The organism is Moraxella sp. VT-16-12, assembly GCF_002224245.2.
In the GTDB taxonomy this organism is placed as follows: Bacteria; Pseudomonadota; Gammaproteobacteria; order Pseudomonadales; family Moraxellaceae; genus Moraxella.
This window is the reverse complement of the sequence record NZ_NKHK02000004.1, coordinates 50,036-76,580: the sequence shown is the minus strand read 5'-3', so window position 1 is coordinate 76,580 and position 26,545 is coordinate 50,036. Positions and strand designations below refer to the sequence as shown.

Sequence of the window (26,545 nt, the reverse complement as noted above, 5' to 3'; positions counted from 1 at the left end):
ATAAACACTTTAAAGGCGTTTATTATACTCGCAAATGACTTTTAATGCAAATAGCTTAAATTTTTACCGCAGTTTCCACCACGTCCACCAAAGTCCAAGTTTTGGTCTTTGAAATTGGACGAGTTTCTTTGATGCGTACGATGTCACCTTCTTGACAAACATTGTTTTCGTCATGAGCTTTTAGCTTTGTAGAACGACGAATTTGCTTGCCATATTTTTCGTGGCGAATTTGACGTTCAACTAGGACGGTGATAGATTTGTCCATCTTGTTGCTGACAACTTTACCAGTCACCACGCCAACTTCTTGGTTTTGGGTATTTGTACTCATGCGTTGCCCCTTTGTTTCTCGTTAAGCAAAGTCAAAATTTTTGCAATAACACGGCGGTTTGCTTTGACTTCATGAGTATTTGCTAGCTGACCTGTTGCTTTTGCCATGCGTAGGCGAAATGCATCCAGTTGCTTTTCGTCAAGCAATGTAGCCAGCTCTTCTACTGATTTTTCACGTAATTCGCTTGTTTTCATTACATCACCGTCCGTTTAACAATGGTGGTTTTGAAAGGTAGCTTAGCTGATGCTAAGGTCAATGCTTCACGAGCAAGCTCTTCGCTCACACCTTGGATTTCATATAGCATTTTGCCCGGCTTAATTTCGGCCACCCAGTACTCAACTGGACCTTTACCTTTACCCATACGTACTTCCAAAGGTTTCTCAGTGATTGGTTTATCTGGAAACACACGAATCCAGATTTTACCACCACGCTTAATACGACGAGTAATGGTACGACGAGCTGCTTCAATTTGGCGAGCAGTCATGCGACCGCGACCGATAGATTTTAGACCAATTTCGCCAAATGCAACAGTATTACCACGTTGGGCAAGGCCTGTGTTACGACCTTTGTGCATTTTGCGGAATTTGGTGCGTTTTGGTTGTAACATGGCTTACCCCTTGTCTGAATTGCGACGGTTGCTAGTACGACCACGGCGTTTTGGTGCACGAGTCTTATCTTCTGCAACTGGATTGTAAACACTATTCATGCCGTCTAGAATTTCACCGCGGAAAATCCAAACTTTCACACCGATGGTGCCATAAGTGGTTTCTGCACGAACTTCTGCATAATCAATATCAGCACGCAAAGTATGCAATGGCACACGACCTTCACGATACCACTCTGTACGAGCAATCTCAGCACCACCAAGACGACCTGACAGCTCAACTTTAATACCGCCAGCACCTGCACGCATGGTGCCTTGAACCGCACGTTTCATAGCACGACGGAACATCACACGACGTTCTAGCTGATTGGCAATACCCACTGCTACCAAACGAGCATCTAAGTCAGGCTGGCTAATCTCCTGAATGTTTACCTGAGCAGGGACACCCATAATCTTAGTCAACTCTTTTTGCAGAGCTTCAATATCAGCACCTTGCTTACCAATAATCACACCTGGACGAGCTGATGAAATGGTAATTTTAGCAGCACCTGTAGGACGCTCAATACTGATATTGCTCACCATGGCTTCTTTTAATTTGTTACGCAAAAAATCACGTACTTTAAAGTCATTTAGCAAATATTCAGAGTATTGTTTTGGATTGGCGTACCAGTTTGCATTGTGCTTTTTGATGACGCCCAAACGAATACCGATTGGATGAACTTTTTGACCCATGATTATGCTCCTACTTTAACAGTGATGTGGCAAGTACGTTTGCTGATGCGGTCAGCACGACCCTTGGCACGGGGCATAATACGCTTCAAAGTGATGCCTTCATCTACATAAATCGTTGAAACACGCAATGTATCAATATCCAAACCATTGTTGTGCTCAGCATTTGCAATGGCTGATTGTAGGCATTTTTTAACCAATTTAGCACCTTTTTTATTGCTAAATGTCAAAATATCTAAAGCACGCTCGATTGACTTACCACGAACTTCGTCCGCAACCAATCTTACTTTTTGTGCCGAAATGGCGGCACCACGTAATTTTGCAGTTACTTCCATGGTATCACCTTATCTCTTAGATTTCTTATCAACGCCATGACCACGATAAGAACGGGTCGGAGCGAATTCACCTAATTTATGACCAACCATTTGCTCGCTAACAATCACAGGCACATGAGTGCGACCGTTATGAACAGAAATGGTCAAACCGACCATTTGTGGTAAAATCATAGAACGACGAGACCAAGTTTTGATAGGCTTACGGCTGTTTGTTTCAAGGGCATTTTCAACCTTGGCAAACAGATGTGCATCAATAAACGGGCCTTTTTTTAACGAACGAGGCATAAACTCTTCCTTTATTTCTTGGCACGACGGCGACGGATAATCATGCTGTCAGTACGCTTATTAGAACGGGTTTTAAGACCCTTAGCTTTCTGACCCCAAGGACTGGTTGGGTGTTTACCAAAGTTACGTCCTTCACCACCACCGTGTGGGTGATCAATCGGGTTCATCGCCGTACCACGAACAGTAGGACGAACACCACGCCAACGTGCTGCACCTGCTTTACCAAGTGATTTTAGGTTGTTTTCGGTATTAGATACTTCACCAACCACTGCACGACAATTTGCGTGAATGCGACGAGTTTCGCCTGAACGCAAACGAACAATCACATAAGCACCATCACGACCAAGCAATTGAACTGCCGCACCAGCAGAACGTGCAATTTGTGCACCTTTGCCAATTTTTAGCTCAATATTATGGATGGTGGTACCCACTGGGATATTTTTAAGTGGCAAACAGTTACCTGGGCGGATTGGAGAACCTTCACCAGATTGAACCTGATCGCCTACTGCCAATTTTTTAGGAGCAATAATGTAACGACGCTCACCATCTGCATACTTCAATAGTGCGATGTGTGCAGTGCGGTTTGGGTCATATTCAATACGCTCAACAGTTGCAACAATGCCATCTTTATTACGCTTAAAGTCAATCAGACGATAGTGTTGCTTATGACCACCACCGATATGACGGGTAGTGATACGACCGTTGTTGTTACGTCCACCGGACTTAGACTTTGACTCTAAAAGTGGTGCATAAGGACGACCTTTATAAAGGTGTGGATGCACAACTTTTTCAACAAAGCGGCGGCCTGGTGATGTGGGTTTCGCTTTTACGATAGGCATGATAATTCCTTATTCGTTAGTCGCTGTTTCGCCAGTGGATTCTTCACCAGCACCGATTTGTACGTCTGAACCTGCTTTTAGGGTTACATACGCCTTTTTAAAGTCAGAACGCTTACCAACCACACGACCAAAACGCTTAGTTTTACCTTTAACATTTAGGGTGTTTACTTTAACAACTTCAACACCATCAAACATCATTTCAACCGCCTGTTTGATTTCACGCTTAGTGGCTTTGCTATCAACTTTAAAAACTTGTACGCCAAGGCTATCGCCCAAACGTTGAGATTTTTCTGAGAAGACAGGTGCTTTTAGCACTTGATATAATCTTGCGTTACTCATGCCAACGTCTCCTCAAATTGCTTAGCAGCTTCAACAGTCATGATGACTTTATCAAAAGACACCAAGCTCACAGGGTCAACCTCACGAGTACCCAACACATTCACATGTGGGATATTGCGTGCTGCCAAATATAAGTTTTCATCAACTTCATGGCTCACAATTAACGCACGTGGTGCATTCAATTCAGCCAATTTTGCAATCAATTCTTTGGTTTTTGGTGCAGAAACGGCAATGTTTTCTACCAAAACCAGACGCTCTTGACGTACTAACTCTGCCAAAATGCATCTCATTGCACCACGATACATCTTACGATTTACTTTTTGCGACCAGTCTTGTGGCTTAGCAGCAAACGCACGACCACCGCCAACCCAAATAGGTCCACGAATAGAACCCGCACGAGCACGACCTGTACCTTTTTGACGCCATGGCTTTTTGCCACCACCAGATACTTCGCCACGAGTTTTTTGGGCACGAGTACCTTGACGAGCACCAGCTAGGTAAGCAGTTACGACTTGGTGTACTAAGGCTTCATTGAATTCACGACCAAAAATAGTCTCTGATAATTCAACCGCCGCACCTGTAACAGTTTTTAAATTCACGTTAATCCCCTTACTAGGCCTTGACTGATGGACGCACGATGACATCACCACCATTGGCACCTGGTAGTGCACCTTTGATGACTAGCAACCCTTTTTCAGCATCAATAGACACAATTTCCAAGCCCTGAACGGTAACACGTTTGTTACCCATTTGACCTGGCATTTTTTTGCCTTTAAATACTTTACCTGGTGTCTGGTTTTGACCAGTAGAACCAAGCACACGATGCGACACAGAGTTACCATGAGAAGCATCTTGGGTACGGAAGTTGTGGCGTTTTACACCACCTTGAAAGCCTTTACCCTTAGATTGACCAGTTACATCAACAATTTGACCAACTTCAAATAAATCAACTAAGATGCTTGCACCAACTTCACGACCTTCAAGTTCGCTTGCGTCAGCACGAAATTCCCAAACACCACGACCAGCAGCAACACCAGCTTTGGCAAAGTGTCCTTTTTGAGCAGCAGTTACACGGCTTTCACGACGCTCACCTGTGGTGATTTGAATTGCGTTATAGCCATCTGTGTCTACTGTCTTGATTTGCGAGATGCGGTTTGCGTTAACCTCAACCACCGTTACAGGAATAGAAGCACCTGCATCAGTGAAGATTCGGGTCATACCACGCTTTATACCGACTAAACCAATCGCCATTTTAGACCTCTTACTTCTTTAATCGTTTATATTAAACCAGTCGTTCAATTAGCCTAAGGCGATTTGAACATCCACACCAGCCGCCAAATCTAATTTCATCAATGCATCTACTGTTTTGTCAGTAGGTTGCACAATGTCAATCATGCGTTTGTGAGTGCGAATTTCATACTGGTCACGAGCATCTTTATTGACGTGTGGTGATGTCAATACGTTGAACCGCTCAATACGAGTCGGCAAGGGAACAGGTCCACAAACTTGAGCTCCTGTACGCTTTGCCGTATCAACAATCTCTTGTGCCGACTGGTCAATCAGACGATGGTCAAATGATTTGAGTCGGATACGGATTCTCTGGTTAGCCATGCCAACTAGCTCCTACTAAATTTAAGTTCTTTTTAACTTCCATCTAAAAAGATGTCAGTCATCTGTTATAAGTTGCCAGCATTTTTTAGACAAAATAACATACCCTGTTAAAATTATCCCAAAAGATAACAACAGAGTTAAAATCATCATGCCAAAAACGATGCTTCGGCTGTGGCGTTGCAAATACCAAAATGCTGGAAAATTGTGTGATATACACAAAAAGGCAACGCTAAACATAAATGTGTGCCTATTATACACAAAAAACACATAAATGCAAGAAGTTTATGGACTTATTTGATTGTATGAAACAAAATATCATATTTATCATCACAATAAGTATTGATGATTTTTAGGGATAATTGCTCATGTAATGCCGTTTGTATTTTTACAAAATCCATACTATTTAGTAGTATTTTAGCAATATTATTGGACACCCTGAGCACAATCTCATCTTTGGAAGATAAATGTTGATGGGTAAAAGTGGTCAATTGTGCAATGATTGCCAGTACACTTGCCTTTTGGGTTGTGATGCCATCACCTTGACAGGCAGAACAAGGCTCAGCATACATATCAGACAATCTTAATGAAGTGCGTTCACGGCTTAGCTGAACCAATCCAAACTCATTCAAGGGTAATAAACGAATTTTAGCGGGGTCATCTGCCAAATGCTTTTTTAGGTTATCATAGACGGCTTGTTGGTGCTGCGTATTTTTCATGTCTATAAAATCAATCACCACCAACCCAGCGATTTGTCTTAATTTTAACTCAAAAGCAATCGCTTGACTGGCTTCTAAATTTGCCTGATATATCAGATTTTTTGATGAATTGACCAAAGAACCTGTATTTACATCAACAACCGTCATCGCTTCACATTCATCAATGACCAAAGTCGCCCCAGACGGCAAAGGCACATAGGGTGATAAAGCTTGGCGTAGCTGTGCATAAATATCATGACCATCAAACAAGCTGGGCGTGCGGTATTTAATTTTATCCGTCAGATGTGGCAAAAACTGCCCCACAAAATCACACCACTCGTCATACAATGTCTTATCGTCAATTAAAATCTCATCAATCTTTTTGCTGTCTGCATCATGAACAAATACAGACAATGGCAATGGCACACGATACAAGCGACAAGGCTTTTTATGGGCATGGTTTTTAATGTGTTGCCCTGTTTGATATAGTTTACCGATATGCTCTAAAATTGTGGCAATATCAACGGTTTGAGCAGATGTGCGAATGATGATACCGCCTTGTAAATGCTCATCTTTCATCGTGGCGGTGATGGCGTGTTTGATGTGCTGGGCAATATTTTTGGGGATTTTATGAGAGATACGCACCCCCACATCATCAGGTTTATAAACCACATAAGGCGATGATAAACTGATGGCGGTCGTAGCAGTTGCCCCTTTTTGAGCATAAGCAGGACGACCAATCATAACCATGATGTATTGACCTTGACGAATCTGGCTGTCTTTGGTGAGTGTCAAGACAGCGTTTTTTGGCTCGCCAATGTCCAAAAACGCCATCATTAAAGATGGTAAAAGACGCACCACTTTTGCTAGATAAATATCGCCTGTTTGTGCTGATGGCTTGTCTGATAACAATCGGCAAAGTCTGCCATCATCAAGTATGGCAACTTGGGGGTAACAAATATGACTGACAATGAGCTGTTTTGGCATACAACACCTAAAACAACATCAAGCATTCGTCTAATAATTCAGCCATCTCAGCAAGTGGCAATCCTATGACGTTGGTATAACTGCCATTAATCGCACGCACCCACGCCATCGCTCCGCCTTGAATGGCATACGCCCCTGCTTTATCGGTCGGCTCACCTGTTTGCCAATATTGCTGTTTTTGATGGTCAGTCAGCTGAATAAAAGTTACGTCTGTACTAACTTTGATGGTTTTTTGGTGATGAATTTTGCCATCTTTGACCATCACAACACATACCGCTGTCCAAATATGATGTGTGCGATGAGATAACTTGTCCCACATCGCAAAGGCATGAGCTTTGTCGGTGGGTTTGGTCAAAATATCATCATCAAGCACCCCAATGGTGTCTGCCCCAATAACCACGCCATCTGTGATGTGAAAAGCTTGGGCAATCTTCTGTGCTTTATCGGTTGCCATACGCATGACATAATTATGAGCAGACTCATCTTGCTGAACACTTTCGTCAATATCAGCAGGGCAAACAGTAAAATCATCAACAATCCGTGCCAGCAGTTCTTGACGACGTGGTGATGTGGATGCAAGAATCACTTTCATCAGTAGGCTCGCTCTTTGACTTGGCTATTTATCCAATATAAAGGCAACCACAACAATGGAAATAACGCCATACTACTGATGAGCGACCCCATGCCCGTCCACAAAAAATTATGATGTGCCAATGCTTGCAAAAACCACAATGTGCCTTGGTACACAAGCAATCCCACCACCGCAATTATCCATGCTTGTACCAAGGTCAGCTCTTTGGCATAAATCAGCATGGCTCTTAGAATAAATGCCATGAGTGTGGCACAAAACGCCTGATGTCCCAAATGCGTCCCAAACAACAAATCCGAGACTAAGCCCACCAAAAACACCGCCCATACTGACAATAAAGTAGAGCGATATATCACCCAAAAAATCAGCACCATCACCAAAAACATGGGGCGAATACTGGCAAACATGGGTGTTAAAGGATAAACATTTAAGGCAGATGCTATCACAAAACTGGCTATCATGCCTGTGATTAAAAAGACTTTGGATTTCATGATGGCTGATGTTTGGCTTGGGCGACTGATGACTCTTTTGGTTGCAATATCAACACATAATTACTACGCAAAAAATCTGCTGATGGCTTGACTTTAATGTCAGCAAAATTATCCGTATGCGTGGTATCTATGTCAGATACTGTGCCCACTTTGTAGCCAGCAGGAATACGCTCACCAAGCCCTGATGAAATCAGCTCATCGCCCACTTTAACATCGGCTGTTTTAAAGATATAGTCCAAACTTAAACTGTCAGGCATGCCAACACCTGACACCATCGCTCGCTGACCTGTACGAGCCACCACCACCGCCACTGACTGCTGTTCATCTGTGATGAGCAAAAGACGGCTGGTGTCTTGGTAAGTGTTGATGATTTGACCCAAAATGCCATTTTCATCAATCACCGTCTGACCTATCTGCACGCCATGATTTTTGCCTTTATTAAGTATCACCACTTGTTTTAATGGGTTACTGTCAGTGCCAATCACCTGAGCTAATTGCAGATGGTGGGTATTAGATAAAGTGGTGGTTAAAATGCCATGCAAACGGGCGTTTTGGGCAATCAGATGGTCTTGAACTTGAAGTTTGGCACGAGCCTGTAACAGCTCAGTTTGCAAGCGAATGTTTTCACGGCGTAGGGCTTCTTTTGTATAAAGCTGACCTTCGGCATAAGTCATCGCATAAGATGGCCCTACCGCTATTTGGTAGATAGGCTGCATGGAAGCATGGCTGGCACTACGCAAAGGGGAAAACCACTGGGGATTTTTGCTATCAAGCAACATCAAAATCAGTGCCACCACCAAAAATCCGATGGTCATGCGAGCAAAAAGTGGCTTTTGAGAAAAAATACTGGGCAACATAAGCCAAGAATACCTAAATGTGATGTACTATGCTAGCACACTCAATAAAAAGACACAAAAAGCGGTGCGTTGAACACCGCTATTTTTGGGTTAAGTGGTAATCATCAAACAAAAATCAGATTTAAAGATTTGTCGTGGATAAAATCTAAGGCTTTACCACCACCACGACTGACACAAGTCAAAGGTTCATCCGCCACAAATACAGGCAATCCTGTCTCCTTTGAAATCAATTTATCCAAATTACGCAACAATGCCCCACCACCTGTCAGTACAATACCACGCTCAGCGATATCGCTTGATAGTTCAGGTGGCGTTTGTTCTAAGGCTTCTTTTGTGCCTGTAACAATGGCAGATAATGGCTCTGATAGGGCTTCTTGGATTTCTTTGGAAGTTACTGTAAAGGTCTTTGGCACACCTTCTGCCATAGAACGCCCACGCACTTCTACTTCTAGGTTTTCTTTTTCATCAAACACTGCCGTTCCCACTTCTACTTTGATACGCTCGGCGGTCGTCTCACCAATGATACAGCCATGAGCTTTACGCACATAATTAATGATGGCTTCATCAAACAAATCCCCACCCACACGGATAGAATCTGAATACACACAGCCTGACAATGCAATCACCGCAATCTCTGTCGTGCCACCACCAATGTCTACCACCATAGAACCACTGGCATCATGCACAGGTAGCCCCGCCCCAATCGCGGCTGCCATTGGCTCTTCTAGCAAATGCACGCTGTTTGCCCCTGCTGACTGTACCGCTTCTTGGATGGCACGACGCTCTACCAAAGTGGATTTACAAGGCACACACACCACCACATTTGGGTCAGCCAAAAAACGCTTGGCTTTGACTTTGTGGATAAAGTGTTTGAGCATTTTTTGGGTAACTTCAAAATCAGCAATCACGCCGTCTTTTAAGGGGCGAATGGCGGTGATGTTATCAGGGGTACGACCGAGCATTTGTTTGGCATCCACGCCCACCGCAGCGACTGTTGGGTTTTGGGTGCGGTTAGAGCGAAGTGCCACAACTGTTGGCTCATCAAGAACAACCCCCTTACCCGGCGTATAAATCAAAGTGTTGGCAGTACCCAAATCAATGGCAATATTGGTTGATAAAAATCCTAGTAGGTTCATGGGGCGTATTCCAAAAATTCATACAAAAAGAAATAAAATGTGTCATCACTTTGTCTGCATTTTGTCAATAATTAGGATAAAATGAAAACATCATGACCAAAAACGTTAAAAACGGTGGTAAATTATACCTGATTTGTGTCCAAAAAATCATTAAGTTTTGTCAAAAAAATCATGATTTTGCAAGAAAATTTTTCAAAGGCTAAAATTGTAACAAATCAATCCATAACTGCTTACCAAAAATTACAAATTCTTATCAATACCGTAAATATACGCTTGTTCACTTGCCTAATTTTAAAAGCCATCAGAAATGTGGTAGAATGAGCCATAAAATTTTAGGAGCTTTTTATGACCATCACCACCAACGATGTACAAACGTGTGCCAACCTATCACGTCTAGCGATTGATGAGACGACCGCCCAAGCCTATGCTCAAAGTCTGGACAAAATCCTAGCGATGATGGACGTGTTGGATGGCGTTGACACCGATGACATTAAGCCCTTAGCAAACATCCATGAAGCCTGTCAGCCTTTGCGTGCCGATGTACCCAATCCTGCCATTGACCGAGACGCATTTCAAGCGGTTGCCCCACACGCCCAAGATGGGCTGTATCTGGTACCACAGGTGATTGAATAATGACCAGCTTAAAAAACGTTATTTGTAGAGCTTTGCTTGCTCTTAGCCTGACAAGTGGCTTGGCTGTGCCTGCCATTGCAAAGCCTAGCAGTAGCCAAAGCGAGCAAATACCAAACTTTGTTCAAACAGCTCACATCATCAAAGACGCCCTTCAAAGCCAGCAATACGCCAAAATCACACCACACATTCACCCCAAAAAAGGTGTGCGTTTTAGTATGTATGCCTATGTTAATGTCAAAAAAGACAAGGTATTTAGCCGAAAAAATTTTGATAAATATTTAAAACAATCCAAAATCAAATTTACGTGGGGCGACAAAGATGGCATTGGCGAGCCACTCATCACACCCCTGCCAAGCTATTTAAGCGACTGGGTGGTCAGAGACAATCTGTCCAACCCCAGCAAAGTGGGTGTGAACGAATTTTATGGGACTGGCAACAGCCTAAATAACCTTAGGGAAGTTTACCCCACCCAAGACTTTGTTGAGTTTTATTATGCAGGCAGCAAGCAATATGACTGCATGGACTGGCGGTGTTTGCGTTTGGTGTTTGAAACCTACCAAGGTCGTCCTTATTTGGTCGCCATCATCACTGACGAATGGACGATTTAACATTAAAATTTGTGATTTTTTGATTATTAAAGGCATTTTATGACACAATTACATCATTTATCTGTATCTGAACTGGTCAAAGGTTTGGCAAATAAAGCATTTTCTAGCACTGACTTGGTAAAGCATTTTGCAGGTCGCATTGACAGCTTAGACGGTCAAATCAACAGCTTTATCACCAAAGATTTTGACAATGCCCTAAAACACGCCGAAACTGCCGACAAACTGCGTGCCGATGGCGACACTCGCCCCCTACTTGGCGTGCCAATGGCTCATAAAGACAACCTTTGCACCAAAGGGGTTTTGACCACGGCTGGCTCAAAAATGCTCTATAACTTTGTCTCGCCTTATGATGCCACGGTGGTAGAAAATATCGCCAACTCTGGCTTTGTCAGCATTGGCAAACTTAACATGGATGAGTTTGCCATGGGCTCGGACAATGAAAGCTCACACTTTGGGGCAGTGCATAACCCTTGGGACTTAGAACGTGTGCCGGGTGGGTCGTCAGGTGGCTCGGCAGCGGCTGTGGCAAGTGGTTTTGTGCCTGTGGCGACAGGCTCGGACACTGGCGGCTCAATCCGTCAGCCAGCGAGCTTTTGTGGCATCACTGGCATTAAACCCACCTATGGGCGTGTGTCTCGCTACGGCATGATTGCTTATGCGTCAAGCCTAGACCAAGCAGGCACTTTTGGTAAATCCGCCTTGGACTGTGCTTATTTGCTTGACCCAATGGCAGGCTATGATAACAAAGATGCCACCAGTATCAACCGCCCTACTGACACGCTGGTTGCTGACATTTTGGCAACTGACACCACAAGTAGCAAACCCTTGGCTGGCAAAAAAATTGGGGTGGCAAAGGCGTATTTTGGGGCAGGACTTGATGGCGAAGTAGAAAAATCCATTCGCCAAGCCCTTGCCAAATACGAAGAGCTGGGGGCAAGCATTGTAGAGGTGGACATCACCGACCCTGCCATCACCCTTGCCACTTATTATCTACTTGCTCCTGCCGAAGCCAGCTCTAACCTGTCTCGCTATGATGGTGTGCGCTTTGGCTATCGCTGTGAAAATCCTAGCGACCTTATGGACTTATACACTCGTAGTCGCTCTGAAGGCTTTGGCGCAGAAGTACAGCGTCGTATCATCATGGGGACATATGCTCTGTCAGCCGGATATTTTGACGCTTATTATACCAAAGCCCAAAAGGTGCGCCGTTTGATTGTGGAAGACTTTAAAAAGGCCTTTGAAAAATGCGACATCATCGCCAGCCCCACCGCCCCCACGCCCGCTTATAAACTTGGCGAAAGCCTAGACCCAGCCAGCATTTATCTGCTTGATTTATATACCATTGGTGTCAATTTGGCGGGGCTGCCTGCACTGTCGCACCCTGTGGGTCAAGCGCATGGGCTGTCTGTGGGATTGCAGCTGATTGGTAAACATTGGGCAGAAAGTGAGCTGTTACAAACGGCGCATATTTATCAGGCAAATACGGCATTTCATCAAGCATTATCGCCGATTGCCAAACAAGAATAAGGGAGCATCGTCATGCAGTAATTTGTACTTGAAATTAATGATACACTTTATCACAACCTAATGCAAAAGTATGGCAAAGATGACATTCAAGAATTTGGCATTCGTTTTTTTGAAATGCTCGCCTATTCACCAAAACACGCCAAACAAGAAACAAATGCCGATAGAGTCGCAACGGACAGACCTTATCGCTTAGGTGCTTTGCCAAACATCAAAGTTCCTGATGATTTTGATGACATTGAAATTACGGACTTTGATGTATGAACTATTTGCTTGATACACACATTTTATTATAGACACCACAAAATAATCACAAACTAAATGATAAAGCCATTATTAATAATCCTAATAATAGGCTGTGGCTTTGTAAGTATTTGAAAACCACCATTAAATAAATTAAAGTATGAAAAATTACTCAATATCCAACTTGCTAAATATTAACGGTGTAAATTTATATAGTTTTATCATCAGATGCGATACTTGACGATAAACTGAGTAAAAGCCTAAGATTTAATTTTCTATATTAAGGAGTATTTATGCAGCGCCGTCATTTTTTAAAAGGTACGCTATTTACCTTACCGGTGATTTTTTCTGGCGGTTTATTGTCTGGGTGTCGTGCGGACATGACCCAACAGACTTCATCAGCCCACATCAGCCCCTTACAAAATAAACTCAATGAAATACTACCACGGTGGGAAAAACGATTAAATGCTAAAATTGGCATGGCCATTATTAATGATGACGGTCAAATAAACAGTTATCGCAAAGAGGATTATTTTCCTGTCAATAGCACCATTAAAGCCTTTATTGTCGCTCATGTATTATTTTTGGTGGATAAAGGCAAATTGGACTTAACACAATCCATTTTAATTAAAAAAAGCGATTTAATAGAATATTCTCCCGTCTGTCAAACGTTTTTTAATGAGAAAAAACCCATCACAATCAGTGAGTTGTGTGAAGCAACAACCACATTAAGTGACAATGCCGCCGCCAATATTTTATTAAATCATCTTGGTGGTTTGATGGCATTTAATCAGTTTTTAAAAGACATTGGAGCAGATGTGGTATTATCACATAATGAGCCACTTTTAAATCATGCTCATTATGGCGAAACTTACAATACTGCCAAACCAAATTCTTATGCCCAAAGCCTAAAAGATATCATCACAAAAGATATTTTATCCAATCAAAGCAAAAATCAACTACTAACTTGGCTGATTAATGATAAAGTTGCCGATGATTTATTAAGAAAACATCTGCCAAAAAACTGGCGTATTGGTGATAAAACAGGCACAGGCAGCGAATCAAAAAACATCGTTGCGGTGATTTGGAATGCGCAAAATAAGCCCTATTTTATCAGTTTATTCATCACCCAACCTAATGATGGCAATTCTTATGATTTTAAAACACAAAAAAGCATTGCCATAGCAAATATTGGACAAGAGATTTATCCTTTTTTATGATTTTTATTACCAATGCTTTACTGATATTATATCAATTTGGCAAAAATATCGTTTTATGATTAAATTCGCCATCAGTACACCATCGGTGATATGTTTTTACATCTCATATTTAGCGATTTATTTGCTGACGCATTTAGGTTATTATTCAACAACTCATTATAGGTAATTATAGGAAAAAGTTATGACCACCCCCCAAGCCCCCCTTATTGATGGTTACGAAGTTGTCATCGGCATTGAGATTCATTGCCAATTAAACACCGACAGCAAAATTTTTTCAAACGCCCCCACCGCCTTTGGTGCAGCGCCAAACACCCAAGCCACCATCGTGGATTTGGGCTTTCCGGGGGCGTTGCCTGTGTTAAATGAAGGCGTGATAGAGCGTGCCTTAAAATTTGGTATGGGGGTCAATGCCAAACTGGGCATGTACAACACCTTTGACCGCAAAAACTATTTTTATCCAGATTTGCCCAAAGGCTATCAAATCACCCAAATGGCCAACCCTATCGTGGGCGAAGGTTATGTGGACATTTTGGTCAATGCTGGCGAAAAAAACGAATACACCAAACGTGTCGGCATCACCCGAGCGCACCTAGAAGAAGACGCTGGCAAATCGGTGCATGATGCTATCCCGCAGATGACAGGCGTGGATTTAAACCGCGCAGGCACGCCACTCATTGAAATCGTCTCCGAGCCTGACATGCGTTCGGTCGCTGAGGCGGTGGCGTATGTCAAAACCATTCATGAGCTGGTAACGTGGCTTGGCATTAGTGATGCCATCATGGCAGAAGGCTCGTTTCGTGCCGACATTAACGTGTCGGTACACAAACCAAACACCCCCTTTGGTACTCGCTGCGAGCTTAAAAACTTAAACTCATTTCGCTTTATTGAACGAGCCATCAAGGCAGAAATTGAACGACAAATTGACCTGATAGAAGATGGCGGAAAAGTCGTGCAAGCCACACGTCTGTATGACCCTGAAAAAGATGAAACTCGTGCCATGCGTACCAAAGAAGAAGCCAACGATTATCGCTACTTCCCTGACCCTGACTTGCTCCCTGTGGTCATCTCTGACGAAGTTTTGGCAAAAGTCAAAGCTGATATGCCAGAGCTACCAAGTGTTCGTAAAGAGCGTTTTATCAGCGAATTGGGTTTATCCACTTATGACGCCAATGTGTTAAATGGCAGTCGTGAACTGTCGGATTATTTTTTACAAGTCATTGATATTGTAGGAAAAAATCATGCCAAAGTGGCTGCCAACTGGGTGATGGGTGAGCTGTCTGGGGCATTAAACAAAGCCGAGCTATCCATCAGCCAATCGCCCATCAGTGCCGAGCGTCTGGCGGGGTTGATTAGCCGTATCAATGACAACACCATCAGTGGTAAAATCGCCAAACAAGTCTTTGCCCTGCTGTGGGATAATGGCGATAAATCCGCCGATGAGATTATCAGCGAGCATGGACTCAAACAAGAAACCGACACAGGGGCGATTGAAGCCATCATCAAGGAAGTCCTAGCCAATAATCAAGCCATGGTAGATGAATACAAAGGCGGAAAAGAAAAAGCCTTTAATGGCTTGGTTGGACAAGTGATGAAGGCAAGTCGTGGCAAGGCGAACCCTGCTCAGGTGAATGAACTGCTCAAAAAGATGATTGGTTAAATAAACCCCCCAAATATCGCAAGCACATTTGGGGGGGTTTATCACTGGGATAACACATGATTGATATCAAAAAGATTACCAAGCATTTTGTGGAACCAAATTTTTATCCATCAAATAGCTTTCTCAGATTATTTTGCGACACCAGTGCCAATTATGATGAGACTTCTATTGTTTATTGTCAAATAAATTGCCATTACTTTGACTTAGAAACCAATATAAGTATTATTTTAAAATCACATGAAAATCTTTTATTATCATCGCCTGTTTTCCTAGATTATTACAGATTCAAAGAAGCATGGCGAACTAAACTAGCTCTTTATCTGAATACAGCCATTGAAGGAATTGATTCATCAGAATATCAAACCTATAATCATGGCTTATTAAAACAAATTTTATATTTTCAACTGGAGAATGTAGAAAAAGTAGAGAAAATTTACACACTGGAATTAAATCGTGAAAAATTTTTAAGCTCAATTTTGGATAGCATACAAAAGCCATTCAATGATTTGGCAAAAATCATTCTTTGGATTGATAGAGATGAAAATATTAATTTTTTATGGATGAATGAAAATAGATGATTTAATAACCAACAATCTAACTATCTTTGATAGTGCATTTGCTGATTTTTGTTAATTTTAGCATATCTTTGCATTTAAATCATTTAACTTCTAAAAAATCACTTTTTATTTATCATAAAACCCACCACAAGGCATATTATGACAATCATCACACATACGCCTATTTGGGTTTGGGTTGTACTTGCCCTACTGATTTATTTAGACATATTACAACGTAAAAACCGCCCCATTCAAAGGTGGTGTTTACTTATTATGCCTGCCATATTCTTGCCTTTAAGTCTTATCACACTTAGCACAAGCCCTAATATCAACCTAAGCACCATCACATTTGTATTGCAATGATGGTCAGTTTTGGCGTGGCAAAATACCATTTTTACAAACACCCCATCATTTATCAAAACAAGCAAGGGCAATGGATACAAAGGGGCAGTTTTGTGCCTTTAACTGCGTATCTGATGATTTTTATGTGTCGTTACATCCTATCTGTCAGCCAAGCCATGCGACTGTCTTATATTGATGGCAATGGCTTTGCTGTATTTATGGGCGTATCACTTAGGCTTGGTTTAGGGATGCTACTTGCCATCAATATCAATTTTAAGACAAATAAACTAAGATAACTCTATGCTCCACACACCAAGACTACATCTTAGAAACTGACAAGCCTTTATTTTATTTGCTAACCACATATATTTACTTTAACCCTTGCAATCCACAAAATCTATGCTATAATAACCACCTATTCGGGGTGTAGCGCAGCTTGGTAGCGCACTTGCATGGGGTGCAAGGGGTCGCGAGTTCGAATCCCGCCACTCCGACCAAACAACAATCTAAAGCGGTTCATAGAGTCTATGAGCCGTTTTGTTTTACCAGTTTTATATAACACTCAAATCTAACAACGGACGTATTTTAAAATTTCCCAAATAAATAATATGGTTTATCATTCACCATCCAACAATCACCTTTTTTAAGATTTGACAGGACAACCAATGACCCCCCCCAAACAGCTTGTTCTTGCCAGCAATAACCAAGGCAAATTAAGCGAATTTCAAGCCTTATTTGATAATACCCACCTTAACATACAGCTTATCCCCCAAGGCAAACTTGGCATTGCAGATGCTGACGAAACAGGGCTATCTTTTGTAGAAAACGCCATCATCAAAGCCCGCCACGCAAGCAAACTAAGCGGACTGCCTGCCATCGCTGACGACAGCGGATTGTGCGTGCCTGTACTTGGTAACGCCCCTGGCATTTATTCAGCGAGATTTGCAGGCAGTCATGGCGATGACAGGGCAAATAATGATAAATTATTACAAGAATTAAAAAATTTTCGTGGCACAACACCCATTATTGGTCAATTTATCTGCGTGCTTGCCCTAGTTCGCCACAAAGATGACCCCCTACCCATCATCGCCCAAGGACACTGGACAGGCGAAATTTTAGACACTCCCCAAGGCGATCATGGTTTTGGTTATGACCCTTTATTTTATCTTCCCAGTCTTGCCAAAACTTCTGCTGAGCTTGATAAAGCCACCAAAAACCGCCTAAGCCATCGTGGACAAGCCTTGCAAACTTTGCTGAATGTTTTGATCAACACTGACATTTAAGCGGTTGTTTTTTTTTAAGAATAAGGCTATACTAGTCATCTTTTCGTGTTTTTTGTGGGTAATTTTGCCTAAAAAATATCCAACCAGATTCTGCAAACTGCTTAATCATGATTAAGCAGTTCACTTTTAACAATTTTTTATATAGGTATTATCATGAGTGATTTAGACGTTACCGCAAATGTCATCTCAGACAAAGAAACTCAATTGACCGTCAAAGTTCCTGTTGGCACCATTCAAAGCAAAGTAGAAAGTCGCATCAGAAGCCTTGCCAAAACCGCTCGTATTGATGGCTTTCGTAAAGGTAAAGTGCCTGTATCACACATCAGAGCCCAATACGGTGCTGGCATTCAGCAAGAAGTGATTAACGATGTCATTCGTGATACGGTATTTGAAGCGATTGACAAACAAAAAGTGCGTGCTGTTGGCGTGCCTAATATTGATGATGTCAAACTAGAAAATGACTTTTTGGTTTATCAAGCCACCGTTGAAACCTTCCCAGAAGTAGAAGTTAAAGGCGTCAGCGAAATTGATGTAGAGCGTCAGGTTGCTACCGTTTCTGATGAAGATGTGGATACAATGATTGAAAACCTGCAAAAACAGCGTCAAACCTTTGAAACCAAAGACGGTGAGCTTGTTGATGGTGATGAAGCGACTTTTGATTTTGAAGGTTCTATTGATGGCGAAAAATTTGATGGTGGTAGTGCCGAAGATTTTCGCTTGGTCATCGGTTCAGGTCGCATGATTCCCGGCTTTGAAGATGGCATGAAAGGCATGAAAGCTGGCGAAGAAAAAACCATCAAAGTTACTTTCCCAGCAGACTACCAAGCCGAAAACCTACAAGGTAAAGAAGCTGATTTTAAAATCACCGTTAAAGAAGTTAAAACACCAAAACTGCCTGAATTAAACGAAGAATTTTTTGAGCTGTTTGGTGTTAAAGAAGGCGGTCTTGATAAACTAAAAGCGGATGTACGCAAAAACATGGAGCGTGAAATCAAAAACGCGGCTCGCAACCAAATCAAACAAGCGGTATTTGATGCTTTGGTAGAAAAAAATGAATTTGACGTGCCAAAAGCCATGCTCACCCAAGAGATTGAACGCCAACGCCAGCAAATGATTCAACGTTTTGCTGCCCAATTTGGTGGCGACCCAAAAACCTTTGGGGCAGATATGTTGCCCGATGAGCTGTTTGAAGACCAAGCTTTGCGTGCGGTACGTTTGGGTGTCTTGGTTACTCAAATCATTGAAAAACAAGGTCTTAAAGTAGACCAAGAGCGTGTTACTTCATTCATCGCTGAATTGGCAGAAAACTATGAGGACCCTGCTGAGGTGATTGAATATTACACCAACAACCAAAATGAACGCACCAGCATTGAGTCTTTGGTACTAGAAGACCAAGTGGTAGAATATCTTGTATCACAAGGCAAAGTTACCGACAAAGAAGTCAAATACCAAGACTTACTTGCCAGTGCTCAACAAGCCATGATGTAAGGTTTATCTTAAAAGACACCCTGACATCAAGTTGGGGTGTTTTTTGTTTTCATGGCGTTTTATGATAGAATAATCAATTTGTATTACCAATCAGGATAATCTCATGTCATATATTAAGCAAAATCCCTTTTACGACCAATTAGCCGACAGTTTTCATACCGCCCCCCAATCCGCCCTTGTGCCGATGGTGATTGAGCAGTCTGGGCGTGGCGAGCGGTCATTTGACATTTTTTCTCGCCTATTGCGTGAGCGTGTGATTTTTTTGACAGGCGAAGTAGAAGACAACATGGCAAATTTGATTGTTGCCCAAATGCTGTTTTTAGAAGCGGACAACCCTGAAAAAGACATACATTTATACATCAATTCTCCCGGTGGCGTGGTAACGGCTGGCATGGCAATTTATGACACCATGAATTTTATCAAACCTGATGTCTCTACCATTTGTTTGGGGCAAGCCTGCTCTATGGGGTCATTTTTGTTATCAGCAGGTGAAAAAGGCAAACGCTATGCCCTTGCCAACTCTCGCATTATGATTCATCAGCCATTAGGCGGCTTTCGTGGACAAGCCAGCGACATTGAAATTCACGCTCGTGAAATCATCGCCCTAAAAGCCAAACTTAATGAACTGTTAGCCAAACACACAGGGCAGCCCATTGAAGTGATTGAAAAAGACACCGACCGTGATAACTTTATGAGTGCCGACAAAGCGTGTGAATACGGTTTGGTGGATAAAGTACTGGATAAACGTCCATAACACTTATCATTGATGTTAAAATATTTAAGGGGATTTTATGAGTGATGGGCTACATTGTGCGTTTTGTGGTAAGCACAAAAATGATGTGAAAAAACTCATCTCAGGTATTGATGAAAAAACCAGCATCTGCAATGAATGTGTAGAGCTGTGCGGTGATATGCTTGGTGGCGAAAGCCCTAAAACCAAAGAAGTTGCTGATAAAAAACAAGACAACTGGGCAAAAACCAAACTGCCCACCCCCAAAGAAATCCGTCAGCACTTAGATGAGTATGTCATCGGTCAAGACACCGCCAAAAAAGCCCTATCGGTGGCGGTCTATAACCATTACAAACGCCTAAAAGTCAAAGATGGTGAGCAGACTGCCCCAGTGGAGCTTGCCAAAAGTAACATTTTGCTCATCGGTCCCACAGGCTCAGGCAAAACCTTACTGGCTCAAACCTTAGCCAGAATGCTTGATGTACCATTTGCTATGGCGGACGCCACCACATTGACCGAAGCAGGCTATGTGGGCGAAGATGTGGAAAACATCGTCCAAAAACTTTTACAATCTGCTGAATATGATGTGGAACGCACCCAGCGTGGCATCATTTATATTGATGAGATTGACAAAATCAGCAAAAAAGGCGAAAACGTCTCCATCACGCGTGATGTGTCAGGTGAAGGTGTTCAGCAAGCACTGCTTAAAATCATTGAAGGCACAGTTGCCAATATCCCCCCCCAAGGTGGACGCAAGCACCCCAATCAAGAGATGATACAAGTGGACACCAGTAATATTTTGATGATTGTTGGTGGGGCATTTGCAGGGCTTGATAAAATCATTGAGCAACGCACCGAAGAGACAGGCATTGGTTTTAGTGCATCTGTCAAAGCCAAAAAAGAAAGCAAAATCAGCGAGTTGTTTAAGGAAGTCGAACCAGAAGATTTGGTAAAATTTGGGATTATTCCTGAATTTATCGGTCGTTTGCCCGTCATTGCCACCTTAGATGAGCTAGATGAAGATGCTCTAATCCAAATTCTCACCGAGCCTAAAAACGCCCTAACCAAACAATATCAATACCTATTTGACATGGAAGGGGCAAATTTAACTTTTGAAAAAGACGCCTTGACCGCCATCGCCAAAAAAGCCATGAAACGCAAAACAGGGGCAAGGGGTTTACGCTCCATCATTGAAAACGCCCTACTTGACACCATGTATGAGCTACCTAGCATGAATGATGTCAAAGAAGTCATTGTGGACGCTGATGTGATTAATGACGGTAAAGCCCCAAAAACTCGGTAAGTATGTGTTTTTACAAGACAGACATGGTGTGTGCCATGTCTGTTTTTTATGTGATATACTTAGATAGACTGAGCAAAAATTGTCATCATAAACACTTTTTGGGAAAACAACAATGAAAAAACCCTTCTTGATAACAAGTTTTATGGCACTTTTTTTGATGTTTCAAAGCCCAGTCTTTGGCAAATGTGTTGGTTGGGGTGAGTTTGTGCCACCTAAAACACAAAACTTTAAACAACTACAAGGAATTTGGGTATTTGAGCAAGAAGAAACGGGCATATTTGAAATCCGCCTTGATGGCAAATCTTGGGTTTTAGTGCAGTACCATTTTGATGAAGGCGATTACAGCAAAATCCCCATAAAAACCTTGAAAAATGGCACTTTTTTGAAGCGAACAGATGGCTTATATCAAGGTTACGATGCTCAAATAAAAGAAATTGTACTTGTTGATGACAAAGGCTGTCGTGTAACAGGGTCAGCTCGCCTAAGTGCTGATGATGTACACATCATCTACTCACCCGAAGGGCATACCAATGTTCGCCGTGGTGCTTCAAATAAGCACGCCATTATCCGCCAAATCCCCAACGGCACCAAAATCGTCTTAGCCGAATACTCCAAGCATAACCACACAAACAGCAACTGGAAAGAAGTGCTATATTTTAATTATGATAAAAATTTGATAGGCACAGGCTTTGTACATCAAAGCCAGTTTAGATAATTTAGCTTAATCTTGCCCAAAAATTATGTTATAGTAAACAAGCACAATGACCGCTTTCACTACCCACATAGGAGAGATTATGATTTACCAAGGACAAAATTTAAGCGTTACCATGATGGATGATGGTGTTGCCAACTTGCATTTTAATGCCCAAGATGGCAGTGTCAATAAATTTGACCAAGCCACCAACAGCGAATTTGCCCAAGCCGTAACCGTCCTAGAAAACAGCAAAGACATCAAAGGATTAATCGTTACATCAGGCAAAAAAGTCTTTATTGCAGGGGCGGACATTACTGAATTTGTCAGTTATTTTAAACGCCCCCAAGACGAGCTTGAAGCATGGCTACTTGACATCAATGGCGTTTTTAACCGCTTTGAAGATTTGCCATTTCCCAAAGTGTGTGCCATCAATGGAGCAGCTCTTGGCGGTGGCTGTGAGATGACATTGGTATGCGAATATCGCATCATGGGACAATCAGCACAAATTGGTTTGCCTGAGACTAAACTTGGCATTTTCCCCGGTTTTGGTGGCTCGGTGCGTACACCACGCATCATCGGTGTGGACAACGCCCTAGAACTGATTGCCACAGGCAACCCCCTAAAACCTGCTGATGCGTTAAAAGTAGGCTTGGTGGATGCCGTGGTGGCAGATGAACTGCTAGAACAATCGGCAGTTGGTTTGGTAAACAAATGTATCAAAGGCGAGCTAGACTGGCAAGCCAAACGAGATGAAAAATTAAAAGCCATCAAACTCAACCAAACCGAGCAAGCCATGGCATTCAACTCCGCCAAAGGGGTGATTTTTGCCAAAGCCAATCCCAAACATTATCCTGCGGTGGTGCTGGCACTAGAAGCGATTGAAAAGCATGCTAATTTAGGTCGTGATGATGCGATTAAGATTGAAGCTCATAATTTTGCCAAATCCGCCAAAACACCACAAGCTGCCGCCTTGGTGGGCGTGTTTTTAAACGACCAACTGGTCAAAAAACGCGCCAAAGACCAATCCAAAAACGCTCATGACATCAATCAAATGGCGGTGCTTGGGGCAGGCATCATGGGTGGTGGCATTGCGTATCAATCGGCAGTCAAAGGCTTGCCCATCATCATGAAAGACATCAAGGACGAGCAATTAGAACTTGGCATGAATGAAGCGAGCAAACTGCTTGCCAAAGAAGTGGAGCGTGGCAAAATCACCCCCGCCAAAATGGGACAAACACTCTCTAAAATCCGCCCAAGCCTAAACTATGGCGATTTTGGCACACCTGACATCGTCATTGAAGCGGTGGTAGAAAACGAAGCCATCAAAAAGGCGGTGCTGTCCGAGACCGAAAGTTTGATAAAAGATGATGCCATTTTGGCGTCCAATACGTCCACCATCAGCATTAGCGAGCTTGCCAAATCCCTAAAAAGACCGCAAAATTTTGTGGGTATGCACTTTTTTAATCCTGTACATCGTATGCCCCTTGTGGAGATTATTCGTGGCGAACAAAGCAGTGATGAAGCGATAGCCACCACAGTCGCCCTTGCTCAAAAAATGGGTAAAACTCCGATTGTTGTCAATGACTGTGCAGGCTTTTTGGTCAATCGTGTGCTGTTCCCTTATTTTGGGGCGTTTGATTTATTGGTCAAAGAAGGCGTGGATTTTGTCAAAATTGATAAAGTCATGGAAAAATTTGGCTGGCCAATGGGTCCTGCGTATTTGCTTGATGTGGTGGGGATTGATACAGGTGTACACGCAAGTGCTGTCATGGCAAACGCCTTCCCTGAACGCATGAAGCCTGATTATAAAACCGCCACCACCGTGATGTTTGAAAACAATCGCTTAGGACAAAAAAACGGCACAGGCTTTTATAAATATGAAACCGACAAAAAAGGCAAGCCCAAAAAAAGCGTGGACATGAGTGCTTATGAGCTGTTATCACCCGTGCAAGATGGTCAAAAAGAGCTTGATGACCAAGAGATTATTGACCGCTTGATGGTGGCATTTTGTAATGAAACGGTACGCTGCCTAGAAGACAACATCGTGGCAAGTACCGGTGAAGCTGACATGGCAATGCTGATGGGGCTAGGTTTTCCGCCGTTTCGTGGCGGTCCGTGCCGATATATTGACCAAATAGGCGTAGGTGGATTTGTGGCGTTATGCGACAAATATGCTCATCTTGGCAAAGCGTACGAAGCACCACAGCTTTTGCGTGATATGGCAAAAGATGGTAAGACTTTTTATCAATAATTAAAATTTTAAGGAAAAAATGATGACAACTTTATCCCCAACCGATGTCGTGATTGTGGACGGTATCCGCACCGCCATGGGCAAATCCAAAAATGGTATGTTTCGCCATGTGCGTGCCGAAATCCTATCGGCAGAGCTGATGAAAGCCCTGATTAAAAGAAACGACTTTGACCCCAATGAGCTAGAAGATATTATTTGGGGCTGTGTCAATCAAACACTAGAACAAGGCTGGAACATCGCTCGCCACGCCAGTTTACTGGCGGGTATCCCCAAACACGTGGCAGGGCAAACCGTCAATCGCTTGTGTGGCTCATCCATGCAAGCCCTACATACTGCCGCCGCCCAAATCATGACCCATCAAGGCGACCTGTTTATCATCGGTGGCGTAGAGCATATGGGACACGTGGCGATGATGCATGGCGTTGATATTAATCCTGGCAGCTCAAAACACATTGCCAAGGCTTCTAACATGATGGGGCTGACCGCCGAAATGCTTGGGCGTATGAATGGCATCACACGAGATGAGCAAGATGAATTTGCCCTAAATTCACACCTAAAAGCCGCCAAAGCCACTGCCGAAGGACAGTTTGACAACGAAATCGTGGGCATAGAAGGACATGACGAACAAGGCAATTTACAACTTTGCACCACAGATGAAGTGATTCGCTTTGATGCCAATTTAGAAAGTCTGCAAAAACTCAAACCTGTTTTTGACCCAGCAGGTGGCACAGTAACCGCAGGCAGCTCGTCCGCCCTATCAGATGGTGCGTCCGCCATGTTGGTCATGTCCGCCCAAAAAGCCAAAGATTTGGGGCTGACCCCACGAGCCAAAATCCGCTCTATGGCGGTTGCTGGCTGTGATGCGGCGATTATGGGCTATGGACCTGTGCCCGCCACAAACAAAGCATTAAAGCGAGCGGGGCTGACCATAGACGACATACAAACGGTGGAGCTTAACGAAGCTTTTGCCGCCCAAGGCTTATCAGTCTTAAAAGGCTTAGGGCTTTATGATAAGCAAGACATTGTCAATCACAATGGCGGAGCCATCGCCCTAGGACACCCTTTGGGCTGTTCAGGAGCCAGAATCACCACCACGCTACTTAACGTCATGGAGCAACAAGACACCCAAATCGGACTTGCCACCATGTGCATTGGGCTTGGTCAAGGCATTGCCACGATTATTGAGCGTGTGTGATTTGATGAATGAATAAAATAAGGGCATGACAATACGCCCTTATTTTTGTGGTTTTGGCAAATATTCAATCAAAGTTTAAATTTAAAACCACGCCAATGGTTATCTTATTGTATCATCCTTAAAACAACCACACATCATCCGCATTCTCCAAAAAACTTAACACCCCCACCAAAATCCCCATCATCACCATCTCACTGAGCTCTATCGCACCGCCGATGACATCGCCCGTCATACCACCGATACGCCGTTGCCAATAGCGACAATAACCCACCGCAAACAACAAAAATCCCACTGCCAACCCCACCGCCAAATAAGCATGAAACAGCCCCACAAACATCATCACACCCACCGCCCACAATGCCAAAACTAGCGATGTGGCGGTTTTTGGCAAACCATCACTCATGCTTTTGCCAATGCCATCTTCTCGCACATACGGCACACCCAAAAACAGCACCAATGCCATCATACGCCCCAGTATGGGCACCACCAACAGCCACGCCCACGCTTTTATTTGTATGAGCGAATAAATAAATCCAAATTTAAGCAACATCACCGCCACCAGCACAATCACGCCCATTGCTCCTGTACTAGACTCTTTCATGATGTCAAGCATACGTTGGCGGTCGCCAAATCCCCCCACCACACCATCAGACATATCCGCCAAACCATCTAAATGCAAACCCCCTGTCAGATACGCCCACAACGCCAACAAAATGGCTGATGATGCCACAATTGGCAAAAACGACAACGCATACGTCATCAACACCAACACCCCACCCATCAAAAGTCCAATCATGGGATAGTAAAGCACAGATAACGCATTTTGTTTTGGGGTGGGCATGGCAGACAAATAAATTGGCACGATTGTCATAAACTGCATGGCGATAAAAAATGGTGTGATGATGTTGTCTTTGATGGGGCGTGATTTGGTGGTCATGGTTTTATGTTTCAATTAAAAATTTTCAAAATCAATCAGTAACTTTAAAAATGGC

33 protein-coding genes and 1 tRNA gene are annotated in these 26,545 nt (G+C 43.0%); 17 read left to right on the top strand and 17 right to left on the bottom strand.

The window, feature by feature from the left end:
* Nucleotides 1-55: 55 nt before the first annotated feature.
* The 16 genes from rpsQ to CEW93_RS04535 form a co-directional block, all read right to left on the bottom strand.
* Nucleotides 56-328, bottom strand: a complete 273-nt coding sequence (gene rpsQ, locus CEW93_RS04610) for a 30S ribosomal protein S17 (RefSeq protein ID WP_089540019.1) — start codon at nt 326-328, stop codon at nt 56-58.
* Entirely contained in the window at nt 325-522 is a 198-nt protein-coding gene (gene rpmC / locus CEW93_RS04605) for a 50S ribosomal protein L29 (protein WP_089540018.1), read from the bottom strand. The genes rpsQ and rpmC overlap by 4 nt, the downstream gene beginning before the upstream one ends.
* Nucleotides 522-935 (bottom strand): 50S ribosomal protein L16, encoded by a 414-nt coding sequence (gene rplP / locus CEW93_RS04600; protein WP_029102635.1) that lies wholly within the window; start codon nt 933-935, stop codon nt 522-524. The genes rpmC and rplP overlap by 1 nt, the downstream gene beginning before the upstream one ends.
* Before the next feature lie 3 nt (nt 936-938).
* Nucleotides 939-1,664, bottom strand: a complete 726-nt coding sequence (gene rpsC / locus CEW93_RS04595; RefSeq protein ID WP_089540016.1) for a 30S ribosomal protein S3 — start codon at nt 1,662-1,664, stop codon at nt 939-941.
* A 2-nt stretch (nt 1,665-1,666) separates the two neighbouring features.
* Nucleotides 1,667-1,996 carry a 50S ribosomal protein L22 gene (rplV, locus tag CEW93_RS04590; RefSeq protein ID WP_029102633.1) on the bottom strand — a complete coding sequence of 110 codons (330 nt, stop codon included), beginning with the start codon at nt 1,994-1,996 and terminating at the stop codon, nt 1,667-1,669.
* 9 nt (nt 1,997-2,005) lie between these two features.
* Nucleotides 2,006-2,281, bottom strand: coding sequence for a 30S ribosomal protein S19 (rpsS, locus tag CEW93_RS04585; RefSeq protein WP_062498708.1), 276 nt, complete (start codon nt 2,279-2,281; stop codon nt 2,006-2,008).
* Nucleotides 2,282-2,292: 11 nt separating this feature from the next.
* Nucleotides 2,293-3,120 carry a 50S ribosomal protein L2 gene (gene rplB, locus CEW93_RS04580; protein ID WP_089540014.1) on the bottom strand — a complete coding sequence of 276 codons (828 nt, stop codon included), beginning with the start codon at nt 3,118-3,120 and terminating at the stop codon, nt 2,293-2,295.
* A gap of 9 nt (nt 3,121-3,129) precedes the next feature.
* Complete coding sequence (gene rplW, locus CEW93_RS04575; RefSeq protein WP_089540011.1) at nt 3,130-3,459, bottom strand: 50S ribosomal protein L23; 330 nt, start codon at nt 3,457-3,459, stop codon at nt 3,130-3,132.
* Nucleotides 3,456-4,058: a 50S ribosomal protein L4 gene (rplD, locus tag CEW93_RS04570; protein WP_089540009.1), complete on the bottom strand. Its 603-nt coding sequence runs from the start codon at nt 4,056-4,058 to the stop codon at nt 3,456-3,458. The genes rplW and rplD overlap by 4 nt, the downstream gene beginning before the upstream one ends.
* Before the next feature lie 13 nt (nt 4,059-4,071).
* A complete protein-coding gene (gene rplC / locus CEW93_RS04565) occupies nt 4,072-4,710 on the bottom strand; it encodes a 50S ribosomal protein L3 (RefSeq protein WP_089540008.1) in 639 nt (212 codons plus the stop codon).
* 48 nt (nt 4,711-4,758) lie between these two features.
* Nucleotides 4,759-5,070: a 30S ribosomal protein S10 gene (gene rpsJ, locus CEW93_RS04560; protein ID WP_003656991.1), complete on the bottom strand. Its 312-nt coding sequence runs from the start codon at nt 5,068-5,070 to the stop codon at nt 4,759-4,761.
* A gap of 290 nt (nt 5,071-5,360) precedes the next feature.
* A complete protein-coding gene (locus tag CEW93_RS04555; RefSeq protein WP_089540004.1) occupies nt 5,361-6,752 on the bottom strand; it encodes a ribonuclease E/G in 1,392 nt (463 codons plus the stop codon).
* Nucleotides 6,753-6,759: 7 nt separating this feature from the next.
* Nucleotides 6,760-7,344: a nucleoside triphosphate pyrophosphatase gene (locus CEW93_RS04550; RefSeq protein ID WP_089540002.1), complete on the bottom strand. Its 585-nt coding sequence runs from the start codon at nt 7,342-7,344 to the stop codon at nt 6,760-6,762.
* A complete protein-coding gene (mreD, locus tag CEW93_RS04545; protein ID WP_089540000.1) occupies nt 7,344-7,832 on the bottom strand; it encodes a rod shape-determining protein MreD in 489 nt (162 codons plus the stop codon). Before mreD ends, CEW93_RS04550 begins: the two co-directional genes overlap by 1 nt.
* A complete protein-coding gene (mreC, locus tag CEW93_RS04540) occupies nt 7,829-8,689 on the bottom strand; it encodes a rod shape-determining protein MreC (RefSeq protein ID WP_089539999.1) in 861 nt (286 codons plus the stop codon). The genes mreD and mreC overlap by 4 nt, the downstream gene beginning before the upstream one ends.
* A 104-nt stretch (nt 8,690-8,793) precedes the next feature.
* The gene (locus CEW93_RS04535; protein WP_089539997.1) at nt 8,794-9,825 is read right to left on the bottom strand and encodes a rod shape-determining protein; all 1,032 of its coding nucleotides are present in this window, start codon (nt 9,823-9,825) and stop codon (nt 8,794-8,796) included.
* A gap of 345 nt (nt 9,826-10,170) precedes the next feature.
* Here CEW93_RS04535 and gatC point away from each other — a divergent pair, with 345 nt between their 5' ends.
* From gatC to fadA, 17 genes are all read left to right on the top strand, one after another.
* Nucleotides 10,171-10,458, top strand: coding sequence for an Asp-tRNA(Asn)/Glu-tRNA(Gln) amidotransferase subunit GatC (gene gatC, locus CEW93_RS04530; protein ID WP_089539995.1), 288 nt, complete (start codon nt 10,171-10,173; stop codon nt 10,456-10,458).
* The gene (locus tag CEW93_RS04525) at nt 10,458-11,066 is read left to right on the top strand and encodes a hypothetical protein (RefSeq protein ID WP_089539993.1); all 609 of its coding nucleotides are present in this window, start codon (nt 10,458-10,460) and stop codon (nt 11,064-11,066) included. The genes gatC and CEW93_RS04525 overlap by 1 nt, the downstream gene beginning before the upstream one ends.
* A gap of 39 nt (nt 11,067-11,105) precedes the next feature.
* On the top strand, nt 11,106-12,593 hold the full coding sequence (gene gatA / locus CEW93_RS04520; RefSeq protein WP_089539991.1) for an Asp-tRNA(Asn)/Glu-tRNA(Gln) amidotransferase subunit GatA: 1,488 nt from the start codon (nt 11,106-11,108) through the stop codon (nt 12,591-12,593).
* 60 nt (nt 12,594-12,653) lie between these two features.
* On the top strand, nt 12,654-12,854 hold the full coding sequence (locus CEW93_RS04515) for a hypothetical protein (RefSeq protein WP_089539988.1): 201 nt from the start codon (nt 12,654-12,656) through the stop codon (nt 12,852-12,854).
* A gap of 272 nt (nt 12,855-13,126) precedes the next feature.
* On the top strand, nt 13,127-14,053 hold the full coding sequence (gene bla, locus CEW93_RS04510) for a class A beta-lactamase (RefSeq protein ID WP_089539986.1): 927 nt from the start codon (nt 13,127-13,129) through the stop codon (nt 14,051-14,053).
* 181 nt (nt 14,054-14,234) lie between these two features.
* Nucleotides 14,235-15,710, top strand: coding sequence for an Asp-tRNA(Asn)/Glu-tRNA(Gln) amidotransferase subunit GatB (gatB, locus tag CEW93_RS04505; protein WP_089539983.1), 1,476 nt, complete (start codon nt 14,235-14,237; stop codon nt 15,708-15,710).
* A gap of 56 nt (nt 15,711-15,766) precedes the next feature.
* Nucleotides 15,767-16,288, top strand: a complete 522-nt coding sequence (locus CEW93_RS04500) for a hypothetical protein (RefSeq protein WP_089539982.1) — start codon at nt 15,767-15,769, stop codon at nt 16,286-16,288.
* A gap of 111 nt (nt 16,289-16,399) precedes the next feature.
* Entirely contained in the window at nt 16,400-16,630 is a 231-nt protein-coding gene (locus CEW93_RS04495) for a DUF6622 family protein (protein ID WP_370511937.1), read from the top strand.
* Nucleotides 16,627-16,905, top strand: a complete 279-nt coding sequence (locus CEW93_RS04490; RefSeq protein WP_089539978.1) for a hypothetical protein — start codon at nt 16,627-16,629, stop codon at nt 16,903-16,905. Before CEW93_RS04495 ends, CEW93_RS04490 begins: the two co-directional genes overlap by 4 nt.
* Nucleotides 16,906-17,029: 124 nt before the next feature.
* Nucleotides 17,030-17,106: transfer RNA gene (locus CEW93_RS04485), tRNA-Pro, on the top strand.
* 168 nt (nt 17,107-17,274) lie between these two features.
* The gene (rdgB, locus tag CEW93_RS04480; protein WP_089539976.1) at nt 17,275-17,892 is read left to right on the top strand and encodes an RdgB/HAM1 family non-canonical purine NTP pyrophosphatase; all 618 of its coding nucleotides are present in this window, start codon (nt 17,275-17,277) and stop codon (nt 17,890-17,892) included.
* A gap of 150 nt (nt 17,893-18,042) precedes the next feature.
* The gene (gene tig / locus CEW93_RS04475) at nt 18,043-19,380 is read left to right on the top strand and encodes a trigger factor (protein WP_186727901.1); all 1,338 of its coding nucleotides are present in this window, start codon (nt 18,043-18,045) and stop codon (nt 19,378-19,380) included.
* Nucleotides 19,381-19,483: 103 nt separating this feature from the next.
* Nucleotides 19,484-20,134 carry an ATP-dependent Clp endopeptidase proteolytic subunit ClpP gene (gene clpP, locus CEW93_RS04470; protein WP_089539972.1) on the top strand — a complete coding sequence of 217 codons (651 nt, stop codon included), beginning with the start codon at nt 19,484-19,486 and terminating at the stop codon, nt 20,132-20,134.
* Nucleotides 20,135-20,171: 37 nt separating this feature from the next.
* A complete protein-coding gene (gene clpX, locus CEW93_RS04465; RefSeq protein ID WP_089539970.1) occupies nt 20,172-21,413 on the top strand; it encodes an ATP-dependent protease ATP-binding subunit ClpX in 1,242 nt (413 codons plus the stop codon).
* Between the two features lie 112 nt (nt 21,414-21,525).
* A complete protein-coding gene (locus CEW93_RS04460) occupies nt 21,526-22,128 on the top strand; it encodes an SH3 domain-containing protein (protein ID WP_089539967.1) in 603 nt (200 codons plus the stop codon).
* Nucleotides 22,129-22,207: 79 nt separating this feature from the next.
* A complete protein-coding gene (gene fadB, locus CEW93_RS04455; protein ID WP_089539965.1) occupies nt 22,208-24,358 on the top strand; it encodes a fatty acid oxidation complex subunit alpha FadB in 2,151 nt (716 codons plus the stop codon).
* Between the two features lie 22 nt (nt 24,359-24,380).
* Nucleotides 24,381-25,553: an acetyl-CoA C-acyltransferase FadA gene (fadA, locus tag CEW93_RS04450; protein ID WP_089539962.1), complete on the top strand. Its 1,173-nt coding sequence runs from the start codon at nt 24,381-24,383 to the stop codon at nt 25,551-25,553.
* A 118-nt stretch (nt 25,554-25,671) separates the two neighbouring features.
* Here fadA and cobS read toward each other — a convergent pair whose 3' ends face one another.
* Nucleotides 25,672-26,490 (bottom strand): adenosylcobinamide-GDP ribazoletransferase, encoded by an 819-nt coding sequence (gene cobS / locus CEW93_RS04445; RefSeq protein ID WP_255503942.1) that lies wholly within the window; start codon nt 26,488-26,490, stop codon nt 25,672-25,674.
* Nucleotides 26,491-26,545 lie beyond the last annotated feature (55 nt).

What these genes read in the sequence shown, in the direction of transcription:
- rpsQ (WP_089540019.1), bottom strand. Translation starts at nt 328, where the DNA reads ATGAGTACAAATACCCAAAACCAAGAAGTTGGCGTGGTGACTGGTAAA.
- rpmC (WP_089540018.1), bottom strand. Translation starts at nt 522, where the DNA reads ATGAAAACAAGCGAATTACGTGAAAAATCAGTAGAAGAGCTGGCTACA.
- rplP (WP_029102635.1), bottom strand. Translation starts at nt 935, where the DNA reads ATGTTACAACCAAAACGCACCAAATTCCGCAAAATGCACAAAGGTCGT.
- rpsC (WP_089540016.1), bottom strand. Translation starts at nt 1,664, where the DNA reads ATGGGTCAAAAAGTTCATCCAATCGGTATTCGTTTGGGCGTCATCAAA.
- rplV (WP_029102633.1), bottom strand. Translation starts at nt 1,996, where the DNA reads ATGGAAGTAACTGCAAAATTACGTGGTGCCGCCATTTCGGCACAAAAA.
- rpsS (WP_062498708.1), bottom strand. Translation starts at nt 2,281, where the DNA reads ATGCCTCGTTCGTTAAAAAAAGGCCCGTTTATTGATGCACATCTGTTT.
- rplB (WP_089540014.1), bottom strand. Translation starts at nt 3,120, where the DNA reads ATGCCTATCGTAAAAGCGAAACCCACATCACCAGGCCGCCGCTTTGTT.
- rplW (WP_089540011.1), bottom strand. Translation starts at nt 3,459, where the DNA reads ATGAGTAACGCAAGATTATATCAAGTGCTAAAAGCACCTGTCTTCTCA.
- rplC (WP_089540008.1), bottom strand. Translation starts at nt 4,710, where the DNA reads ATGGCGATTGGTTTAGTCGGTATAAAGCGTGGTATGACCCGAATCTTC.
- rpsJ (WP_003656991.1), bottom strand. Translation starts at nt 5,070, where the DNA reads ATGGCTAACCAGAGAATCCGTATCCGACTCAAATCATTTGACCATCGT.
- CEW93_RS04555 (WP_089540004.1), bottom strand. Translation starts at nt 6,752, where the DNA reads ATGCCAAAACAGCTCATTGTCAGTCATATTTGTTACCCCCAAGTTGCC.
- CEW93_RS04550 (WP_089540002.1), bottom strand. Translation starts at nt 7,344, where the DNA reads ATGAAAGTGATTCTTGCATCCACATCACCACGTCGTCAAGAACTGCTG.
- mreD (WP_089540000.1), bottom strand. Translation starts at nt 7,832, where the DNA reads ATGAAATCCAAAGTCTTTTTAATCACAGGCATGATAGCCAGTTTTGTG.
- mreC (WP_089539999.1), bottom strand. Translation starts at nt 8,689, where the DNA reads ATGTTGCCCAGTATTTTTTCTCAAAAGCCACTTTTTGCTCGCATGACC.
- CEW93_RS04535 (WP_089539997.1), bottom strand. Translation starts at nt 9,825, where the DNA reads ATGAACCTACTAGGATTTTTATCAACCAATATTGCCATTGATTTGGGT.
- gatC (WP_089539995.1), top strand. Translation starts at nt 10,171, where the DNA reads ATGACCATCACCACCAACGATGTACAAACGTGTGCCAACCTATCACGT.
- CEW93_RS04525 (WP_089539993.1), top strand. Translation starts at nt 10,458, where the DNA reads ATGACCAGCTTAAAAAACGTTATTTGTAGAGCTTTGCTTGCTCTTAGC.
- gatA (WP_089539991.1), top strand. Translation starts at nt 11,106, where the DNA reads ATGACACAATTACATCATTTATCTGTATCTGAACTGGTCAAAGGTTTG.
- CEW93_RS04515 (WP_089539988.1), top strand. Translation starts at nt 12,654, where the DNA reads ATGCAAAAGTATGGCAAAGATGACATTCAAGAATTTGGCATTCGTTTT.
- bla (WP_089539986.1), top strand. Translation starts at nt 13,127, where the DNA reads ATGCAGCGCCGTCATTTTTTAAAAGGTACGCTATTTACCTTACCGGTG.
- gatB (WP_089539983.1), top strand. Translation starts at nt 14,235, where the DNA reads ATGACCACCCCCCAAGCCCCCCTTATTGATGGTTACGAAGTTGTCATC.
- CEW93_RS04500 (WP_089539982.1), top strand. Translation starts at nt 15,767, where the DNA reads ATGATTGATATCAAAAAGATTACCAAGCATTTTGTGGAACCAAATTTT.
- CEW93_RS04490 (WP_089539978.1), top strand. Translation starts at nt 16,627, where the DNA reads ATGATGGTCAGTTTTGGCGTGGCAAAATACCATTTTTACAAACACCCC.
- rdgB (WP_089539976.1), top strand. Translation starts at nt 17,275, where the DNA reads ATGACCCCCCCCAAACAGCTTGTTCTTGCCAGCAATAACCAAGGCAAA.
- clpP (WP_089539972.1), top strand. Translation starts at nt 19,484, where the DNA reads ATGTCATATATTAAGCAAAATCCCTTTTACGACCAATTAGCCGACAGT.
- clpX (WP_089539970.1), top strand. Translation starts at nt 20,172, where the DNA reads ATGAGTGATGGGCTACATTGTGCGTTTTGTGGTAAGCACAAAAATGAT.
- CEW93_RS04460 (WP_089539967.1), top strand. Translation starts at nt 21,526, where the DNA reads ATGAAAAAACCCTTCTTGATAACAAGTTTTATGGCACTTTTTTTGATG.
- fadB (WP_089539965.1), top strand. Translation starts at nt 22,208, where the DNA reads ATGATTTACCAAGGACAAAATTTAAGCGTTACCATGATGGATGATGGT.
- fadA (WP_089539962.1), top strand. Translation starts at nt 24,381, where the DNA reads ATGACAACTTTATCCCCAACCGATGTCGTGATTGTGGACGGTATCCGC.
- cobS (WP_255503942.1), bottom strand. Translation starts at nt 26,490, where the DNA reads ATGACCACCAAATCACGCCCCATCAAAGACAACATCATCACACCATTT.